This window comes from Ornithinibacillus gellani, assembly GCF_003730295.1.
In the GTDB taxonomy this organism is placed as follows: domain Bacteria; phylum Bacillota; class Bacilli; order Bacillales; family Amphibacillaceae; genus Ornithinibacillus_A; species Ornithinibacillus_A gellani.
This window is the reverse complement of record NZ_QTSZ01000024.1, coordinates 1-19,208: the sequence shown is the minus strand read 5'-3', so window position 1 is coordinate 19,208 and position 19,208 is coordinate 1. Positions and strand designations below refer to the sequence as shown.

Annotated in this window: 17 protein-coding genes, 2 tRNA genes and 2 rRNA genes; 4 read left to right on the top strand and 17 right to left on the bottom strand. The window is 39.9% G+C overall.

Translation table 11 applies throughout. The features are described from left to right. Positions 1-128: 128 nt before the first annotated feature. The 6 genes from DX933_RS07520 to groES all read right to left on the bottom strand — a co-directional run bounded on the left by DX933_RS07520 (position 129) and on the right by groES (position 8,511). Positions 129-1,709, bottom strand: coding sequence for a X2-like carbohydrate binding domain-containing protein (locus DX933_RS07520; protein ID WP_145962266.1), 1,581 nt, complete (start codon positions 1,707-1,709; stop codon positions 129-131). Between the two features lie 482 nt (positions 1,710-2,191). Next, a complete protein-coding gene (locus DX933_RS07515) occupies positions 2,192-2,689 on the bottom strand; it encodes a PadR family transcriptional regulator (protein ID WP_123315853.1) in 498 nt (165 codons plus the stop codon). A gap of 11 nt (positions 2,690-2,700) precedes the next feature. After that, the gene (locus DX933_RS07510) at positions 2,701-5,172 is read right to left on the bottom strand and encodes an ABC transporter permease (protein WP_190279448.1); all 2,472 of its coding nucleotides are present in this window, start codon (positions 5,170-5,172) and stop codon (positions 2,701-2,703) included. Continuing rightward, positions 5,141-5,854, bottom strand: coding sequence for an ABC transporter ATP-binding protein (locus DX933_RS07505; RefSeq protein ID WP_123315851.1), 714 nt, complete (start codon positions 5,852-5,854; stop codon positions 5,141-5,143). The genes DX933_RS07510 and DX933_RS07505 overlap by 32 nt, the downstream gene beginning before the upstream one ends. 702 nt (positions 5,855-6,556) lie before the next feature. Further along, entirely contained in the window at positions 6,557-8,185 is a 1,629-nt protein-coding gene (gene groL / locus DX933_RS07500; RefSeq protein WP_123315850.1) for a chaperonin GroEL, read from the bottom strand. Between the two features lie 41 nt (positions 8,186-8,226). Then, positions 8,227-8,511, bottom strand: a complete 285-nt coding sequence (groES, locus tag DX933_RS07495) for a co-chaperone GroES (RefSeq protein WP_123315849.1) — start codon at positions 8,509-8,511, stop codon at positions 8,227-8,229. Positions 8,512-8,921: 410 nt separating this feature from the next. Here groES and DX933_RS07490 point away from each other — a divergent pair, with 410 nt between their 5' ends. The 3 genes from DX933_RS07490 to DX933_RS07480 are packed head-to-tail and all read left to right on the top strand — an operon-like array spanning position 8,922 to position 10,340. Beyond that, entirely contained in the window at positions 8,922-9,620 is a 699-nt protein-coding gene (locus DX933_RS07490) for a CPBP family intramembrane glutamic endopeptidase (RefSeq protein ID WP_123315848.1), read from the top strand. A gap of 8 nt (positions 9,621-9,628) precedes the next feature. Beyond that, positions 9,629-9,829 carry a YdiK family protein gene (locus tag DX933_RS07485; RefSeq protein ID WP_123315869.1) on the top strand — a complete coding sequence of 67 codons (201 nt, stop codon included), beginning with the start codon at positions 9,629-9,631 and terminating at the stop codon, positions 9,827-9,829. A 25-nt stretch (positions 9,830-9,854) separates the two neighbouring features. Then, entirely contained in the window at positions 9,855-10,340 is a 486-nt protein-coding gene (locus DX933_RS07480) for a tetratricopeptide repeat protein (protein WP_123315847.1), read from the top strand. Between the two features lie 58 nt (positions 10,341-10,398). On the opposite strand, the gene DX933_RS07475 is transcribed toward DX933_RS07480, so the two are convergent. Both DX933_RS07475 and moaC read right to left on the bottom strand, forming a co-directional pair. Further along, the gene (locus DX933_RS07475; RefSeq protein ID WP_123315846.1) at positions 10,399-11,034 is read right to left on the bottom strand and encodes a redox-sensing transcriptional repressor Rex; all 636 of its coding nucleotides are present in this window, start codon (positions 11,032-11,034) and stop codon (positions 10,399-10,401) included. Further along, positions 11,034-11,531 (bottom strand): cyclic pyranopterin monophosphate synthase MoaC, encoded by a 498-nt coding sequence (moaC, locus tag DX933_RS07470; protein WP_123315845.1) that lies wholly within the window; start codon positions 11,529-11,531, stop codon positions 11,034-11,036. The genes DX933_RS07475 and moaC overlap by 1 nt, the downstream gene beginning before the upstream one ends. A gap of 195 nt (positions 11,532-11,726) precedes the next feature. Here moaC and DX933_RS07465 point away from each other — a divergent pair, with 195 nt between their 5' ends. After that, positions 11,727-13,649, top strand: coding sequence for an ABC-F family ATP-binding cassette domain-containing protein (locus DX933_RS07465; protein WP_123315844.1), 1,923 nt, complete (start codon positions 11,727-11,729; stop codon positions 13,647-13,649). A 549-nt stretch (positions 13,650-14,198) separates the two neighbouring features. On the opposite strand, the gene tsaD is transcribed toward DX933_RS07465, so the two are convergent. From tsaD to DX933_RS07420, 9 genes are all read right to left on the bottom strand, one after another. Further along, entirely contained in the window at positions 14,199-15,212 is a 1,014-nt protein-coding gene (gene tsaD / locus DX933_RS07460) for a tRNA (adenosine(37)-N6)-threonylcarbamoyltransferase complex transferase subunit TsaD (protein WP_123315867.1), read from the bottom strand. Further along, complete coding sequence (rimI, locus tag DX933_RS07455; protein ID WP_123315868.1) at positions 15,209-15,655, bottom strand: ribosomal protein S18-alanine N-acetyltransferase; 447 nt, start codon at positions 15,653-15,655, stop codon at positions 15,209-15,211. The genes tsaD and rimI overlap by 4 nt, the downstream gene beginning before the upstream one ends. Positions 15,656-15,659: 4 nt before the next feature. Beyond that, positions 15,660-16,358, bottom strand: a complete 699-nt coding sequence (tsaB, locus tag DX933_RS07450; RefSeq protein WP_123315843.1) for a tRNA (adenosine(37)-N6)-threonylcarbamoyltransferase complex dimerization subunit type 1 TsaB — start codon at positions 16,356-16,358, stop codon at positions 15,660-15,662. 45 nt (positions 16,359-16,403) lie between these two features. Next, positions 16,404-16,859, bottom strand: coding sequence for a tRNA (adenosine(37)-N6)-threonylcarbamoyltransferase complex ATPase subunit type 1 TsaE (tsaE, locus tag DX933_RS07445; RefSeq protein ID WP_123315842.1), 456 nt, complete (start codon positions 16,857-16,859; stop codon positions 16,404-16,406). A 9-nt stretch (positions 16,860-16,868) separates the two neighbouring features. Then, complete coding sequence (gene thiL / locus DX933_RS07440; protein WP_317843088.1) at positions 16,869-17,825, bottom strand: thiamine-phosphate kinase; 957 nt, start codon at positions 17,823-17,825, stop codon at positions 16,869-16,871. A gap of 240 nt (positions 17,826-18,065) precedes the next feature. Then, positions 18,066-18,142, bottom strand: a tRNA-Asp gene (locus tag DX933_RS07435). 97 nt (positions 18,143-18,239) lie between these two features. Then, positions 18,240-18,316: transfer RNA gene (locus tag DX933_RS07430), tRNA-Met, on the bottom strand. A gap of 481 nt (positions 18,317-18,797) precedes the next feature. Next, positions 18,798-18,913, bottom strand: a 5S ribosomal RNA gene (rrf, locus tag DX933_RS07425). Positions 18,914-19,036: 123 nt separating this feature from the next. Next, positions 19,037-19,208 (bottom strand): 23S ribosomal RNA (locus DX933_RS07420); the annotation flags it as partial.

Below are 19,208 nucleotides of genomic sequence, written 5' to 3'. Positions count from 1 at the left end.
TTTCACGCTGGGGCATGCGACTTTCACGCAAGAGCATGCGACTTCCGGGCATGGGCATGCGACTTCCGGGCATAGGCATGCGACTTTCACGCTAGAGCATGCGACTTCGGGGCATAGGCATGCGACTTTCACGCTGGGGCATGCGACTTCGGGGCATTAACGGTTTTGATTCCATCCATATTTTTAGTGAAGTCTTTTACATACAGCTCATCACTTGCTTGCGGTGTTGCCAAAACCGTAATTGGGAATTCTGCTTTAAATCCATCTTCATATTCCAAAATTACTTTCGTTTGAGAATCTGTGTCTTTTTGAAGAGATTTAATGTACTCCTTTTTAAGGGTTAAACGTGTTGCAGCATCATTTATAGCATAATCTTTTCCAGCTTCTAATGCTTTTCCTTCATGCGTAACTTTCGATAATGCATTATTCGTTTCACTTATTTTAATATTAATATCGTATAAACCAGCATCTCCAGTACGGACTATTGCTGAACTTGGTGTTAATGAAACACCACTGAATTCGCCCATAACCATTTTATGAAGATCCAGTTGTCCCTGGGTATCGCCTGAACCATAGCCCCATGTACGAATTCCTGCTTTACCAGCTTTTGTACTGAAAGCATCAATCGGGCCATTAAATACTTCATCACCATTTACAGTTAATCGATAATTATCATTTATAAATTCGATTCTTACTGTATTTTTTTCGCCAGCCTTCAATCCTTTATTACCTACTTCACCATATTTCCCGTTTCCAGTAATATATTGCCAGCTTCCTCCCACATCATAGCCGAATCCTGCAAAGTCATTCTCACCATTAAATCGGAATAAAAATCCCATACGTCCTGATGTTTTCGGAGTCACCTCAAATTCGACAAATCCATTTTCCATATTCGGTGAATAAGCATCAGCATAAATTGTGTTTCCATCAGCAGCAAAGTTCATAGCCTGGTCTTTATATTCCATCGTTCCGTTACCAGCTACTTTACCCCAACCACCTGTGTGATCTTCGTCTTTAAAGGAAACTAAATAATGTCCATCTTCTGTTTGTTCGTTTTCACGGAGTTTTTCATATTCAATATTATCTACCTGTATAAAAGCATAGTTGTCTGTGTAACCCCATGTTCTTAAACCAAAGTGGCCTGCATCGTTATCAGTATGAGGACCATTATACAATTCAGTATCATCCACAATTACTTGTATATTTTCATTCACATATTCCATGGAAAATCTAATCTTCTTATTATCTACATTTAATTTAACCGGTAATTCCTTTTCAGTTTTCTTACCATTTCTTACTTCTGCTCGAATCCATTTGCCACCAACATCATAGCCGATATAATCATAATTTTGTGCATCTATATGACGATACACAATACCGAAACGTCCATGGCTATTTTTCACAGTAATATCCATCGATAGACGTGCGTTCTTGAATTCAGGTGCCTTGGTATTATGATACTGTTGATAATCAATTGAACCCGCTACCCAACCATCTGTTTCCATTTCCAGTTGTTCGTTAACAACCTCAAAACGACCTGCACCGAGATCTTTTTCCCATCCTGTTAAATCCTGATTGGAAAAATCTTCAGTATAAATCTCATCCGAAGTATCAGTTGTATTTGCTGCCAAGACATGGATTGGCATAGAAGGAACCATTAAAATGAAAGCTAACATGGTGATAAATAGTTTTCTCCTTTTTATTTTCACGCTTCGCTCCGCCTCTTTCTTTGTTTATTTTTAAGATTAAATATTTTTTATCCATCCATTTGTACCTAGCTTTTGTGAATCAGGGACTGCCAGATAGACTCTCCTGATAACTTATTCATTTGTCTTCGTGTCTTACTTAACATACAGATTTTTCCTTGCTACCATCACCTTAGACGTCATGACATTGGACATCAATAAAGATGCTAACGTTATAGTTTAATATGAAGCGCTTTCAAATTGAAATGAACTTATACTAAAACCTCCTTTAATCCATATACTTAAACCTTACTAATAACCTGTTATCTAAACTATATGAGAATTGTTTATTTTTTTAGAGTTCTTGGCTTTCTAAATGGAGATAACTATTATTTGCCTGGAAATGTTTATGGGCAGTATAAAAGGGTCTTTCACTAAGTTGGAAAACTTAATGAAAGACCCTTTTAGTTTAATATTTATAAAGCGTGATTGTCAGATTTTCGCTTTTAATCCTGCAAAATCATATCCAGCCACTTGATATCTGCTTCCAGATGAAGTAATGCCCCTTCAATAAGCATTTTCATTGAATATTGTTGAGATTCATTCATCTGTTTTTTTAATTGGGTCAGTGCCAGAATATCTTTTATCATCGTTTCTTTCTGTTTTTGAATCATATTTTGTTTCTCTTCGTAATCTACAAGATCTGCACATAGATATTTAAAATAGAACTCATCTTTCAGTAAAGAACGGGCAACCGGCTGCTTCAACCAATCCCACAGTTCCCTTTTTCCAAGCTCCGTAATCACATATAACTTACGGTCTTTTTCATCGTATCCCGGTGATTCCACAAGCTTATCTCTCTCTAGTCTGTCAAGCGTTGAATAAACCTGCCCCGCATTCAATGGCCACATACCTTGTACGAGTCTCTCAAATCCTGTCTTCAGTTCGTAACCATGACCCGGATTTTCATATAATAACGCTAGCAATGAGTGCTTCACAGACATAAGAATACCACCTAATCATAATTTATTGCTTCCTTTACCGGAACCCTTGATGCTGTACTACTGGGCAGCCATGAGGCAACAAATGTAAAGAGTATCCCACTGATAACTGCCAGCAACAAACTTACCCCGGGAATTGTAAAACTTAATAGCGCCTGCCCCTGGCTGGATTGTGAATTCAAATAGATTACAATAATACCATACAATGTCCCTACAATGACACCAGTAATACCGATGAACAAGCCTTCAGAAATAATCATAGTACTCACCTGTTGTTTTGTAAAACCGATTGCACGCATTGTTCCAATTTCCTTCATGCGCTCAATCGTATTCATAAATAATGTATTACTGACACCAATTGCTGACAAAGCAACAATGAGAATTAGCAAGCCCTGCATCAGTTCGTTCATGCCTGCTATTGCATGTTTTGTTTGCTTGATGGCTAATGTCACTGGTTCGACATTTGATAATGAAGCTCCAAAGCTCTTGCGTAGTTCATCATAAACTATCGGAATACTTGATTCATCATGAACATCTATAGCCAGGTGAAACCGCTTGGGCCAATGAAGAACTTTATCTAGTATTGTTTCATTTACAAAAGCGACATACCCTGTATATTGGGATGTCTGCACACTTCCTTTAACAAAGAAATCTGTTGCTCCATTGGGTGTGTTTAACGTCAGAATGTCGCCTACTTTTCCTCCCCATTCAGCCATGGCACGTTTACCGAGATATAGTTCCGGGAGTTCTTGTGTATATTTGGATATTTTCTCAGGCTGGAAAAACTCAGCATTTTCAGCACTACCCGAAAAACTTATAATGGAAAACTCCCTATTGTCCCCTTTGTTTGTTTGCCAAGTGATATTTGGGATTTCCGCATAACGATGCGCATTTTCTACCCCTTCCATTGTATTTACAATTTCCAGATCTTTATTTGTCCAGGGCAACTCTTTTTCTGCATGAATATCTCCTCCGAAACTTGCACGAATATCATTTTCCATACCTTCTGGAAGTGATACAAGCATTGCACTCATGAACAATGCTAAACTCACACCGATAGCAAGCATTGCGGAGGTATTGGCATTACGATTTTTAAATTGCTGTATGGAATGAGATGCTTGCACACTGGGATATTTGAAAAAAATAGTTAATAACGGACTGACAACTGCACGAATAATATCCATCCACAGAGGATATAGAAGAACTAGACCAATAAATAGAAACAAAAAAGCCCATAAATTATTAATCATTCCAATGCCAGTGCAGATAACCCCTAACACAATCCGCAATACATTTATTTTTCCACCAACACGATTTATATTCTTCTTTTGAACCATCGCTTCCATGATAGACGTTCTACCCGCTTTATAAATGGGGAAGGCGGCTGCTACAAAAGGAAAAACAATTCCAACCGTTATTGAAATAAAAAGTGGCAAAGCTAATTTTAATTCATAGGTAATATCTTGTGTAGCAACTGCCGACATCAACATCTTCTGGATAAAGGAGCCTAATAGAATACCCAATGGCACCCCCAGCAAAGTGCCTAATACAGATAAAACTCCAATTTCCGTCAACACCAGCTGATTAATATTTCCATTAGTGAACCCCAGGCTCTTCATGATGGCGAATTCCTTTTTTCTTTCCACAACACTTGCATAGATCATGTTAAAAGCAATGAAAGCACTGATAAAAATGGAAAGCATAGCGATTAGATCAAAGGTAAAGTATAATCCTTCAACGTCATTACTTTGTCTTCCATCTAAGACCACCGGCTGTACAAATAAATTGGAACCCGACAGTCTAGATTGCAGGGAAGATAGTAATATTTCATTATCCGCTTCACTGTCCGTTTCAAATCTGTAATTTGAAATGAGCCCATCCATTCCTGCCCATGACTGCAGTACATCAAGTGGAACCATAACCCGAGCATTCCGAGTCATTGATTCTTCCTTTGTTTTCGGGCTATTTAACATTGCCCCTTCGTGAACAATTGCGGTAATTTTCATACTGCCCATATCCGTAAAAGATAAAGTATCACCAATACCTTTTCCCCAAAGTTTGGCGGAATTTTCGGTAATAATTACTCCCGCCTTTGTAATATCCCCTTGCTTCACTGGCAGTTCTATTAATCCATTATCAAGACTGGATACACCAGTAAACCTTACCGGGGCGCTCTCAACATTTCCTGTGTCTATTTCCACAAACCCATGTTTCAATAGGGATGCTGTTCCTCTTATGACTTCCTCTTGATCCGCTACCCAGGCAATTTCATTTTCTGGAAAAAAGTGTTCATTGGATTTAATCCAAAAATCTGCATTACCAGCATAGAGGCTTTCCTGCATTTCTGTTGTACCAGCGGTTGTTTCTTTTGCAACAAGCATGGCCATCATGACAGCAACACCAAGTATAATGGCAGCAAGTGTAAATATGAAACGCTTTTTATGACGCATTAAATTACGCCATGAAACGAGAAAGGAAAGCCGCATAATCATCCTCCTCCCTACGCACTTCTGTTTCAATTACACCATCCTTAAAAAGAACAACTCGATCGGCATATCCCGCTGCAAACATGTCATGTGTCACCATAATAATTGTCTGTTTTCTTTCAGAATGGAATTTGGAAAGTAAATCCAGAATATCAGAAGACCTTCGTCTGTCCAGGTTTCCTGTTGGCTCATCCGCAAGCAAAATGTCAGGCTGATTAATTAATGCTCTAGCTATCGCCACACGCTGCTGTTGTCCACCACTCAGTTCATGTGGATACCACTTGTCACGTCCCTTCAGATCAACCGCTTTAAGAAGCTTCTGTACATCGTATTCTGATACTTTTTTTCCATCAGCATGTAACGGAAAAACAATATTTTCATGAACTGTTAATGTGGGCAGTAATTGATAGTTTTGAAATACGAATCCAATATTCCTTCTTCTGAAGATGGTTCGCTGCTTTTCTGTTTTGGCTTCCATTGTCGAACCATTTAATATAATAGATCCTTCTGTTGGGACATCTAAACCACCTAATAATTGGAGAAGTGTACTCTTTCCAGAACCACTTGGCCCAATAATGGCGACAAATTCCCCTTTGTTAACAAATAAATTAACACCTTTTAGTACTGAAACTGTATCTTTACCTGTTCTAAATTCTCTTTTTACACCAATTGTTTCAATCATATCAATCACCCTTTTTTTATTATGTAGGAAAGATTGGAAAAACTATGCCGTTTCCGTCTTTAATAGCGTGTGCCGAAGCACTTCCTATATCTTAAACCTTAAAAGCTTCATCCCTTCCAAACCTGCCAAAATTGTAAATAGCACCATGGTCCATCAATATAAAATAAACTCTTTAGAACCGTGGCTCATAATGCCATGAAACATGGAAGCATGTTCCCTTTTATGTATTTATCCGATTGTTTATATACTGAGTATATATATACCCAGTATATAAGTCAATTGTATATTTAAAGCGCTTCATAAATACTAATCTAGATTTATTGACAAGGATGATGATTGAAATGTCCTGCCACAAAAAAGAGGCCTCCAAAAAGTTTTGAAACATAATGGAAACCTCAATATGCAAACCAAAATGTGACACAGGGACAAGTCCACAGGCTCTAGTCTCAAAGCTATGAAATAAGATCTTCATCTTAATTCATTGGTGCAAAATCCAAAATCATAATGAAGCACGCTGTAAGACCTGTCTCTTAACAAAAGATGTCTATCTCCAGCAACTGACACAAAAAATGAAAAAAGAAGCCTCTCAAAAGTTCAGTGAACTTATGAGAAGCTTCCGTTAATTTACCTCAATGTTAGGCAATATGTCAGCAAAATGTTAGCATTCTTCTCTCATCTTACACCAAGGGTTTGGAGGGCTTATTACATCATTCCCGGCATTCCGCCCATGCCGCCCATGTCAGGCATTGCTGGTGCATTTTCTTCTGGTTTGTCAGCTACGACTGCTTCCGTTGTTAGGAACATAGCTGCTACAGATGCTGCGTTTTGCAATGCGGAGCGTGTAACCTTTGTTGGGTCAACGATTCCAGCATCAACCATATTTACCCAGTTTCCTGTTGCAGCGTCGAAGCCTGTGCCTACTGTTTCGCCTTTCAAGCGCTCTACTACGATAGAACCTTCTAGGCCAGCATTTTCAGCAATACGGCGAACTGGCTCTTCTAGTGCGCGAAGTACGATACTTGCACCTGTTGCTTCGTCGCCTTCCAATGCCAATTCTGCTACTTTAGCATATACGTTGATGAGGGCAGTTCCTCCACCGGAAACAATACCTTCTTCAACTGCTGCGCGTGTTGAGTTTAATGCGTCTTCAATGCGTAGCTTACGTTCTTTTAATTCTGTTTCAGTTGCAGCACCTACTTTGATGACAGCAACGCCACCAGAAAGCTTCGCTAGACGTTCTTGTAATTTCTCTTTGTCAAATTCTGAAGTAGATTCTTCTGCTTGTGCACGGATTTGCGCAACACGGGAAGAAATCGTTTCTGGATTTCCAGTTCCTTCTACAATAGTTGTATGATCCTTCGTTACAACTACTTTAGAAGCACGGCCAAGCTGCTCGATTGTAGTGCTCTTCAAATCAAGGCCAAGGTCTTCAGTAATAACTTCTGCGCCGGTTAGGATCGCAATGTCTTCAAGCATTGCTTTTCTGCGGTCACCAAATCCTGGTGCTTTAACTGCTACTGCATTAAATGTTCCGCGTAGCTTGTTAACGACCAATGTTGCAAGTGCTTCCCCTTCTACATCTTCAGCAATCAATAGAAGTGGTTTACCTTGCTGTACAACCTGCTCCAATACTGGAAGAACTTCTTGAATGTTACCGATTTTCTTATCTGTGATCAAGATGTATGGATCATCAAGGATTGCTTCCATTTTATCTTGGTCTGTAACCATGTATGGTGAAGCATAACCACGGTCAAATTGCATACCTTCCACTACTTCTAGCTCTGTAGAGAAGCCCTTGGATTCTTCAATTGTGATTACACCATCATTGCCAACGCGCTCCATTGCTTCAGCGATTAAGCTACCTACTTCATCATCACCAGAAGAGATGGATGCAACCTGTGCAATCGACTCTTTACTCTCAATGGATTTAGAAATGGTTTTTAATTCAGCTACTGCAGTTTCAACTGCTTTTTCAATTCCGCGGCGTACGCCAACAGGATTGGCACCTGAAGTAACGTTTTTCAAGCCTTCGCTGATCATTGCTTGTGCAAGAACAGTAGCAGTTGTTGTACCGTCACCGGCAACATCATTTGTTTTAGAAGCAACTTCTGATACAAGCTGTGCACCCATATTTTCGAAGCGATCTTCTAATTCGATTTCTTTAGCGATTGTTACACCATCATTTGTAATTAATGGGGAACCGAATTTTTTATCTAATACGACGTTACGTCCTTTTGGTCCAAGTGTTACTTTTACAGCATCTGCCAAAACATCTACACCACGTAGCATTGCGCGGCGAGCGTCTTCACTAAATTTAATATCTTTAGCCATTCTATATTACCTCCTTGAATTCCATGCATTTTATGTGCAGTTTAGCCAATAATAGCTAAAATATCGTCTTCACGAAGAATTAAGTATTCAGTGCCTTCGTATTTCACTTCTGTACCAGCAAATTTAGAAAAAATCACACGATCTTCCACTTTTACTTCCAATGCAATCTTTTCTCCATTGTCTGCAGTTTTACCTGTGCCAACAGCTACTACTTTGCCCTCCTGTGGCTTTTCCTGTGCAGAATCTGGAAGTACGATGCCACTGGCAGTCTTCTCCTCTTGCTCTACGAGTTCGATAACAACACGATCTCCTAATGGTTTAATCATGTAGACAACCTCCTTAATTCCTTATCATATTTTCCTTGTTAGCACTCAAGACCCCTGAGTGCTAACACCAATTAATATAATAAATAATATCCTTCTAAAATGCAAGCAATGTCTTTTCTTTTTTTATTTTTTTAGTTAACGTGTTTCGAGCAAGGGTGAATGAGTGAAATATGTTAGAATACATTAGAGTATGTCTCGGCAAGACTGGATGCTGTGAAGGTATGATACAGCGTGTGAATAAAATATAATTTCAATCAGTGGGGGTATCGCACTTCCCCACTGATTGTTAGTTGAACCAATCAGGCCTTTACTAGCTGTTGATCCCCCACTTACAATTCTTTTTATCAACAAAAATGCTTGATGTGGGGGTCTTATAGCCAGTTAATCTGTGATAAAGGAGTCGATTGACAGTGACGAAACGATATTGGTGGGTTATTATCACCTATATAATTATGCAGCTTTCCCCATTGGTTCTAGATGTATTTGGTATACGAGATGCACAAATTGCAGTCAATTTTACAATTGCAAGCTTCATTATCGCATTAATCATTACATTGATTTTGATGAAGCCAGCCATGCAGTCGCCATGGAGAAATAGGGATTCCCAGGCAGGATCTATCATCGCTTGGTCTATTTTGGGTGTATTTCTAGCCTATTTCGCCCAAACGATATCCGTTGCCATTGAAACCTATTTATTCGGCGTACCGGCTGGTTCTGAAAATACACAAGGCATTATGAATATTGCGCGTGCGTTTCCGTTATTTATTATCATTCCAGCCTTGATTGCACCGATTCTGGAAGAAATCATCTTTCGAAAAATAATCTTCGGTACATTATACAAACGGATTAACTTTTTCTTTGCGGCAGTCATTTCAGCTGTCATCTTTGGCATCATTCATGGTGAGCCGGCACATCTATTGATTTATGCATCCATGGGATTTGTCTTTTCTTTTCTATATGTCAAAACAAAAAGTATTCTCACTCCCATCATTGTACATATGTCGATGAACTCCATCTCCGTTTTGGTTCAATTTAATTTGGACCCAGAGGATATCGAACGAATGATGCGTGATCTGGAGAATATGAAAACGATATTCATTGGGGGGTAATGCAATATATGAGAATGTCACCTAAAGCATCCGCTATCTTTTATTTTGTATTTGGTAGTCTGTTTTTTTACTTGGCTATTTTAGCGGCTGAGACAACTATCTGGAACTTTAAAACGATTTTATTTGCCGTATTTGCTACTTTGGATTTTGGTCTGAGCTTTCGCATGCTGAAAACACATTTATATTTGAAGAAGAAAAATAAAAAATAACGTTCCATTCAAATGAGGTGGAAACATGCAAGCTACATTGAAGAAAACAATTGCATTAAGGGAAAACGGCGAGCACGAACAGGCTTTAACCCTGTTAGAGAAAATGATTGATAATCAAACAGATGATCCCGAAGTTTATTTCCAGCATGCATGGTGCTGTGATGTATTGGGATTCGAGACAAAAGCCGCTCCTTCCTATGAAAAAGCGATAGCACTTGGGCTTCGTGACAAGTCATTGGAAATGGCTTATATCGGGCTTGGCAGCACGTGGCGCACGCTTGGAGCGTATGAGAAATCTCAGCGCGTATTTCAACAGGGGATACAGCATTTCCCCGATAACATGGTGTTGCAAGTGTTCTATTCGATGACGTTGTATAATCTGAATCAAGCAGATCAGGCAATGGAAACCCTGTTAAAAACTTTGCTAAAAACGACAGCTGATGAAAATATCCTTGCTTACGGGAAAGCAATTGAATTCTATGCAAGTCAGCTGGACCGAAAATGGCTGTAAATAAAAAGCACCGATGCAACCCGGGTGAATCCGATGCATCGGTGCTTTTATCTATTCATTATTGTTCCACGAGTGGATAATGTTTTAAGAAATAAACAAGTGCCTGTAGTTCTACGGCTAAATCAATATGGTGGACCCGAACATGGTCAGGTACCGTAATTCTCGCCGGTGTAAAGTTTAGTATGCCGCCGATTCCATTTCGGACGAGGCGATCTGTAATACCGTCTGCCTCACTAGCAGGAATCGTTAAAATAGCAACCTTGACCCCATTAATTTTTTCTTCCAGATCATCAATACTGTAAATTGGGACACCGCCCATTTCTGTGTTTGCTTTTTCCTCATCTGCATCAAATGCCATGACGATTTTTGTATTGTTATTTTTCATAAAATTATACTTTAAAAAGGCAGTTCCTAGGTTACCAACTCCGATAAGAGCTACTTCTGTTAGCTCATCCTGGTCAAGTGTCTTACGGAAAAAACCGAGAAGATACTCGACGTTGTAGCCATACCCTTTTTTACCAAGTGCTCCAAAATAGGAGAAATCACGACGAATTGTTGCAGAGTCCACCTTGACAGCCTCGCTCAATTCTTTTGATGATACACGAGTTTTCCCCTGTGATTGTAAATTATTTAAAAAACGATAGTATAATGGCAGCCGCTTTGCTGTCGCCTGTGGAATCTTGTTCTGCTCCATTAGTTGTCCTCCTCCGTCCGGCGGTGGTAGTCTCCAGACTTGCCGCCCTTTTTCTCCAATAAATAGGTTTCACCAATAATCATACCTTTATCAATGGCCTTGCACATATCATAGACAGTCAATGCTGCTGCACTGGCTGCTGTCAGTGCTTCCATCTCCACGCCTGTGCTCCCGCGTGTTTTGACGTGGGCATGGATCGCAAGTATGTAATCTTTATTGATCGTTTCCCAATCAAAAGTAAAATCAATTCCTTTAAGCTGTAATGGGTGACACATTGGTATCCATTGGGATGTATTTTTCGCAGCCATGATTCCTGCAATTTGCGCAACGGCAAGGACATCCCCTTTTGCTATCGCACGGTTCTTAATTTGATGATAAATCTCTTCAGATACCTTCACACTGGACCGGGCTGTTGCTGTTCGCTCCGTATCCTTCTTTTCGCTTATATCAACCATTTTAGCTCTTCCTTGTTCATTGAAATGTGTAAAATCCGACATGCACTCATCTCCAAGATAGATAATACTTTCAAGTCCCACTTCTATTTTAGCAGATACCTACTGAAATGTCGTGATTAGTTTCACATATTCAACCAATTCTCAGATAAAGAACGAAAGGTTTATGCGCAGAGCAAAAAAACTGATATAGTAGAAAATAGGCATGTACAGATTGCCAATTCAGTTGGAGTGATTGAAATGATAGTGATGCAATTAAACGGTGTATCCAAATCCTTTGGCGCCGATGAAATTTTATCAAATGTAAAATTAGAAATAAAAGACCGTGATCGAATTGCCATTGTAGGCAGAAATGGGGCTGGGAAGTCAACCCTGCTAAAAATTATGGCCGGAGAGCTTTCCCATGACAATGGTGAAATATATAAACCGAAAGACTTAACGATTGGTTATTTATCCCAGCACACTGGTCTGGAATCAGATAAGACGATGTGGAATGAAATGCTGGAGGTGTTTGACCATCTCGTCATACAGGAAAAAAAGCTGCGTGCCATGGAACAACAAATGAGCATGGCAGGCGATATGGATCCAGAGGCCTACACAAAGCTGCTGCATGATTATGACCGTCTGCAGCATGCATTCGATGCCGATGGCGGGTATCAATATGAAGCAGATATTAAGTCGGTTTTATCTGGGTTAAATTTTTTGGAATATGATTTCGACACCCCTATCCACACATTGAGTGGCGGACAAAAGACGAGATTAGCGCTTGGTAAATTACTGTTAACGAAGCCCGCATTGCTTATTCTGGATGAGCCAACAAACCACTTGGACATTGAAACCCTTGGCTGGCTTGAAAGCTATTTGACCAGCTACCCTGGCGCAATCGCAATTGTATCGCATGACCGTTACTTTTTAGATCGGACCGCGTCGATTGTTTATGAAATTTCACGTCATCATGCCAAAAAATATCACGGAACCTATTCCAAATTCCTGGAACAGAAGGCTCTGGATTATGAGCAAGAGTTAAAAGAATTTGAAAAGCAGCAAACAGAAATTAAAAAAATGGAAGATTTTATCCAACGCAATATCGTTCGTGCTTCCACAACAAAGCGTGCACAAAGCCGCCGGAAGCAGCTTGAAAAAATGGAAAAATTGGATCGCCCCCTTGGGGAGGAATCTTCTGCATCTTTTTCTTTTCAAGTAAAAAAACGAAGTGGTAACGATGTATTAAAAATCGAATCGCTCGCTTTTCGATATCCAGACGAAGAACAGCCGATTTTTGAGCAGATGAACCTGCGCGTTAATCGTGGAGAGCGGATTGCATTGGTTGGCCCAAATGGGGTTGGTAAAACTACGTTACTGAAAACCATCCTAGGAATTACCGCTCCCGAAAAGGGCAGCTTACAGCTCGGAACCAATGTTGAAATTGGTTATTATGACCAGGAGCAAGCAACGTTATCTTCCAATAAAACCGTTTTAAATGAGCTGTGGGACGAATATCCATTGGTCATGGAAAAGGACATTCGCACCGTACTCGGCAACTTCTTGTTTACAGGTGACGATGTATTAAAGCCTGTGTCCGCTTTAAGTGGTGGAGAAAAAGCACGACTTGCACTGGCGAAGCTTAAAATGCAGGAAGCAAATTTATTAATACTGGATGAACCGACAAACCATTTGGATATTGATAGTAAGGAAGTGCTGGAGGCTGCATTAGCTGATTTTCCCGGCTCAATTATATTCGTTTCCCATGACAGATATTTTATTAATAAAATTGCCGATCAAGTAGTCGAGATGAAGCCAAACGGCGCCACAGTTTATCTCGGTGACTATGATTATTATGTGGAAAAGAAACAAGAGGAAGCTGAGCTGGCACGACTAGAGCAAGCAAAGCAGGTCGTCCAACAAGCTGATGAAGGAAAACGCAGCTTCCAGCAAGAAAAACAACTGCAAAGTGAACAACGAAAAAAAGAACGTCAAATTGCCAAGCTCGAGGAAGAGATTAGCAGCCTTGAGCTGGAACTAGCCGAGTTAGAGGAAAAAATGACCCAACCGGAAATCTATCAGGACCACGAAAAATCATTAGAGCTTCTCCAGCAAACAGGAACTGTAAAGGAAAAGATTGAGCAGCTGATGGAAGAATGGACTGCCCTGCAAGAAAATTGACTAGCGGCAAGATGATGTGATTACATCTGAACAGTAGAAAATGCAGTTTGGAACCCTATTGTGGAACTTCAGACTGCATTTTTGCGTTTGGCGGATTGATATGGATATTCTGTTTCACCTTTTTACCGAAATAGCTTGCGTTAGAGGTTTTTAACTTACTCCATTTCCGAAAATACATGATTTCGCGTAACTTAAAAGCGGTTTAACTTACTCCATTTCCGAAAATACATGATTTCGAGTAACTTAAAAACGATTTAACTTACTCCATTTTCAGTTTTACCGGAAATCACGTAAGTTATATAAACCTTATCCATGGGATTCCGGATAAATCCCATCATTTATTCTTTTAACTTTTCCTCAAAACCTTATCCACAGTGATTTTTCAAATCAAAAGGCTTTATTTCAGGCTATCAACATAGTTATGCACATTATCCACAGTTTTCAGTTGTTTTATCCCCTTTTTTATCCACAAAATGATTGTTGGTATAACTATATTCACAAAAATTCTCCACAACACTGTGGACAGCATTGTGGAGAATATCATTTCATTTATATTAATTCCAGGCCAGGATTTGCGTTTAAATCCATTCCTGATCGCTTTCCTTTTTCAAAACTAATGGTTCCCGCAGCGGCAATCATTGCTGCATTATCAGTGCATAAGGATAACGGTGGAATGAGCAATGGCACATCTAATTGAGCGAATTCACGCTCCAGTGATTGTCTTAATCCGCTATTAGCCGCAACACCGCCGGCTACAATAACTTGCTTTGCACCGTATTCCTTGGCAGCCCGTACCGTTTTTGTTGTTAATACTTCAACTACACTTGCTTGAAAGCTTGCTGCGATATCTTCTGGGGATAACTCCACCCCGCGCTGCTTGGCATTGTGGATGGTGTTAATAACTGCTGATTTTAATCCACTAAAGCTGAAATCATAGCTATCATCTTCCAGCCAAGCCCGTGGAAAATCAATTGATTCTTGACCCTTAGCAGCTAAACGATCGATTTGCGGCCCACCTGGGTATGGCAGCTTTAACATACGCGCTACTTTATCATACGCCTCTCCAGCGGCATCATCTCGTGTTTGGCCAATCACTTCATAAATACCATGTTCCTTCATATACACAAGTTCAGTATGTCCACCTGACACAATCAGTGCAATCAGCGGAAATTCAAATTCTCTTTCCAATCGATTAGCATATATATGACCTGCAATATGATGAACGCCTACCAACGGCTTTCCTTTTGCAAATGCCAATGCCTTTGCTGCGTTCACGCCAATGAGTAGTGCCCCGACTAAACCAGGACCTTCTGTTACCGCAATGGCATCAATATCATCCCACGCACAATTCGATTTTTCCAATGCTTCTTCTAGAACTACCGTAATCTGCTCTACATGGTGGCGTGAAGCAATTTCTGGAACTACCCCGCCAAATCGCTTATGACTTTCGATCTGCGAGGCAACGACATTGGATACAATCTCGGTACCGTTTTTTACAACAGCCGCCGCCGTTTCATCACAGCTTGTTTCTATTCCCAACATATATATATCTTTTTTACTCATTTTAAATGCACCCACATCACCATTGCATCCTCCTGATTATCTGTGTAATAGCCTTTACGAATACCGCCAGCTACAAGACCGAACTTACGATACAAGTTCTGTGCAACTGTGTTCGAGACCCTTACCTCCAAGGATAAACGCTCTACCCCCATAGCAACAGCCTGCTTACAGGCATGTCCAAACAGTTTTTCACCGTATTTTTTGCCACGGAATTCAGGTAACACAGCAATATTCGTAATTTGCGCATCCTCAAATACAGCCCACATCCCAATATAGCCAATAATCTGTTCTTCTAATTCGAGTACATAATAATGTGCATGCTGATTTAAAGCTATTTCCTGTTGAAAAATATCCCGCGTCCATGTTGAAACAAAGGATGACTTTTCCACTTTTAATACTTGATCAATATCCGATAGATCCATTTTTCGAATGACTGGATTCATCATATTACTTTGATTCCTTTTGTGATTTTAACCAATTCGCCTCAGCCTCAGCCATTCGCAAATAATTTGGAGTCAGCTGATGGACATTTGCTGTATCCATTTGACTGCCAGCGAGTGCAAGATGTGATGGATTTGCATAATGAAATGGACCTTCTGGTATAACCGCTAAATTTCCCATGATCTTTTGAATCTGCTCACGATGAATATCTATATCCGGACTAAGAAACAATACTTGTTCCTTTTTTTCTGCCAGTTCAATTAACCATGCTTCCATCTCCAGATTTTTTTCATCTGCGACTAGCTCCAATGCTGTTCCATTCCATTGATATAAACCCGTAAAAACCAACCCTCTCCTCGCATCAAAAAATGGACAAATAGATGCTGGGAAAAATCTTCCCTGATAAGCCAATACCTGCAAGCTTGAAACACCAACAATCGGTATTCCAAGTGTCCAGGCAAGGGTTTTGGCAGTTGTTAAACCAATGCGCACCCCAGTATAAGATCCAGGGCCTTTCGCTACAACAATACGTTCTAATTGTTTCGGGGTGACATTCACTTCTTTCATTAATCGTTCAATTGCAGGCATTAATCGAACGGAATGATTTTTTGGTAAGTTAGTTATAAACTCCCCAATGATTTCATTTTCCTTTAAAATAGATACTCCCAATACTTGATTAGACGTATCTATTGCCAGTATATACATAAGCAATCTCCTTCAAATACAGCTTCTATTTACATCTTACTTCAATTAACCTATTAATTCTGCAACTACCCAGTGAAAATGCATGCCATGCGGTTCAAAATAAAGTAAACGTTCTTGATCACCAGCATATGTAATTCGTATATTTAACCGTTCTTTAGGTAAATCATCTTTTACAAAATCAGCCCATTCAACAACACAAATACCATCACCATGAAAATATTCATCTAATCCTAAATCGTCATCCGAGAATTCCATTCGATACATGTCCATATGGAATAATGGTAATTCTCCTTGATACTCCTTAATCATGGTAAAGGTTGGACTGTTCACAGTTTCCGTAATACCAAGACCACTAGCAAGGCCTTTCGTGAAAGTTGTTTTACCAGCTCCAAGATCACCCTCAAGTGTTAAAACATCGCCAGGCTTTAATAGGTTTGCTAAACGTTCAGCTAACTTAATCGTCTGATGTTCGGAATAAGATTGAATTTCGTTGTTTATCATTGAAGTCACCTACTTTAAATGAGTATACCCTTTTTTGGGTAGTATCTCTCGCTTCCCCATTGTGTTAACTTTCCATACAGTTCCCTCATGGGTGGGATCCGATTGTACTTGACCTATATGGGTAATTTTTGTATTTGTCGTATGAGCTGCTTCTACGAGTAACGGCCATTCCTTTTCAGACACACAACCAACCAGTTCATAATCCTCACCACCAAAATACTTCCATTGATCTTGGAGTTCCTTTGGAAATTGATGCAGACCTTCACTCATTGGAATCATATCATCCTGTATTTCAATCGCAACACCCGAAGCTGCTGCTATTTCAGCTAATTCATTGGCAATCCCATCACTTATATCATTTAGTGCTACACGCTCTATGTCCAATAAATGATTAGAAAATTTAACCCTAGGAAAAGGTTCTTGATGATGTCTAATCAGTGTTTCTGCATGAAGATAGCGATCCGGATGGGTTAATATATGTAATCCAGCGCTTGAACCACCCAATGTCCCAGTCGTAAATACCAAATCACCTGGTTTCGCATCACTCCTATATCTTGCCCTTCCAAATGGCAAAGAACCAAACACAGTAATAGAAAGTACCAGCTGATCACCAGAAACGGTATCTCCACCGATTAAATCCATCTCATATACATCAGCCAACTTGTTCATTCCAGTAAATATCTCCTGTATCTCTTCAGGCTTCCATATGGAAGGAATAACAATTGCAACAAGATAATAACGGGGTACTGCCCCCATTGCAGCTAAATCACTTATATTAGCGGCAAGCGCCCGATAGCCAATTTGTGACGTTGACATGGTTTGACGAGAAAAGTGGACATTTTCAACAAATAAATCGACTGCAGTAACAATGTCTTCCTGCGCATGCCTAAATACCGCCGCATCATCTCCTACACCTTTTTGCAAAGATGCCTGTCGATATTGCTGCTGTTTTATAGAATCTATCAATGTAAATTCATCCAAAGCAATCACCATATTTCCCTGTATCATCTTATGAAATGCGATAAATTTTTTGGCATTTTTATTTATTCAAAATGCAATAATCATATGATATGAACTACGTCCATGATAGCAAATAATACAGGTAAAAGGAATTCAGCTTCATTAGAAAATTACTTTTCTTATATTTTTGCATATAAAAACACATGACTTCATTTGAGGTCATGTGTGAATAAACTTTTATAAAAGTGGCGGTCCGGACGGGACTCGAACCCGCGACCTCCTGCGTGACAGGCAGGCATTCTAACCAACTGAACTACCGGACCAACTTATAACTATTCCCGGTATCATTCGGTATAGTTAGGAAAATTTCGGTTACATTTACATCGTTATTTATTTCCAACGTAGTAAGTTGGAGTAATTTGGTTGCGGGGGCAGGATTTGAACCTGCGACCTTCGGGTTATGAGCCCGACGAGCTGCCAGACTGCTCCACCCCGCGATATGAAATAGTATTTAGTTTAAAGCATTGAATAACATGTTGTGTATTACCTTATAGACCCCTGCATCTGATAGTTTACTCAAGATGTGAATGCTTCGGGGTTACTCGCAGATTATTCGGTGGATGTATTGCTCGTTGCTCCACCCCGCGATGTGAAATAGTATTTAGTTTAAAGCATTGAATAACATGTTGTGTATTACCTTATAGACCCCTGCATCTGATAGTTTACTCAAGATGTGAATGCTTCGGGGTTACTCGCAGATTATTCGGTGGATGTATTGCTCGTTGCTCCACCCCGCGATGTGAAATAGTATTTAGTTTAAAGCATTGAATAACATGTTGTGTATTACCTTATAGACCCCTGCATCTGATAGTTTACTCAAGATGTGAATGCTTCGGGGTTACTCGCAGATTATTCGGTGGATGTATTGCTCGTTGCTCCACCCCACGATATGAAATAGTATGAAATTAAGGAAATATTGCCCGGCAGCGTCCTACTCTTGCAGAGGCGATGCCTCAACTACCATCGGCGCAGAAGAGCTTAACTGCTGTGTTCGGTATGGGAACAGGTGTGACCTCTTCGCTATTACTGCCAGACATTTAAATTTCAGAGACAAGAACTATTATATGCATTTATGAATGAAAATGCAAGTTCTTTTTAAAACTTATACCCTGAAAACCAAATAAGCGATCATCCAATGACATATCAACCAAAATAAGTTAGTTAAGTCCTCGATCAATTAGTATCCGTCAGCTGCACGTGTCACCACGCTTCCACCTCGGACCTATCAACCTCATCGTCTTTGAGGGATCTTACTCACTTGAAGTGATGGGAAGTCTCATCTTGAGGGGGGCTTCATGCTTAGATGCTTTCAGCACTTATCCTTTCCAC

Excerpts from the sequence above, each read along its gene's own strand:
- DX933_RS07515 (WP_123315853.1), bottom strand. The coding sequence starts at position 2,689 with ATGTCTGTGAAGCACTCATTGCTAGCGTTATTATATGAAAATCCGGGT.
- DX933_RS07510 (WP_190279448.1), bottom strand. The coding sequence starts at position 5,172 with ATGCGGCTTTCCTTTCTCGTTTCATGGCGTAATTTAATGCGTCATAAA.
- DX933_RS07505 (WP_123315851.1), bottom strand. The coding sequence starts at position 5,854 with ATGATTGAAACAATTGGTGTAAAAAGAGAATTTAGAACAGGTAAAGAT.
- groL (WP_123315850.1), bottom strand. The coding sequence starts at position 8,185 with ATGGCTAAAGATATTAAATTTAGTGAAGACGCTCGCCGCGCAATGCTA.
- groES (WP_123315849.1), bottom strand. The coding sequence starts at position 8,511 with ATGATTAAACCATTAGGAGATCGTGTTGTTATCGAACTCGTAGAGCAA.
- DX933_RS07485 (WP_123315869.1), top strand. The coding sequence starts at position 9,629 with ATGAGAATGTCACCTAAAGCATCCGCTATCTTTTATTTTGTATTTGGT.
- DX933_RS07480 (WP_123315847.1), top strand. The coding sequence starts at position 9,855 with ATGCAAGCTACATTGAAGAAAACAATTGCATTAAGGGAAAACGGCGAG.
- DX933_RS07475 (WP_123315846.1), bottom strand. The coding sequence starts at position 11,034 with ATGGAGCAGAACAAGATTCCACAGGCGACAGCAAAGCGGCTGCCATTA.
- moaC (WP_123315845.1), bottom strand. The coding sequence starts at position 11,531 with ATGTCGGATTTTACACATTTCAATGAACAAGGAAGAGCTAAAATGGTT.
- DX933_RS07465 (WP_123315844.1), top strand. The coding sequence starts at position 11,727 with ATGATAGTGATGCAATTAAACGGTGTATCCAAATCCTTTGGCGCCGAT.
- tsaD (WP_123315867.1), bottom strand. The coding sequence starts at position 15,212 with ATGAGTAAAAAAGATATATATATGTTGGGAATAGAAACAAGCTGTGAT.
- rimI (WP_123315868.1), bottom strand. The coding sequence starts at position 15,655 with ATGAATCCAGTCATTCGAAAAATGGATCTATCGGATATTGATCAAGTA.
- tsaB (WP_123315843.1), bottom strand. The coding sequence starts at position 16,358 with ATGTATATACTGGCAATAGATACGTCTAATCAAGTATTGGGAGTATCT.
- tsaE (WP_123315842.1), bottom strand. The coding sequence starts at position 16,859 with ATGATAAACAACGAAATTCAATCTTATTCCGAACATCAGACGATTAAG.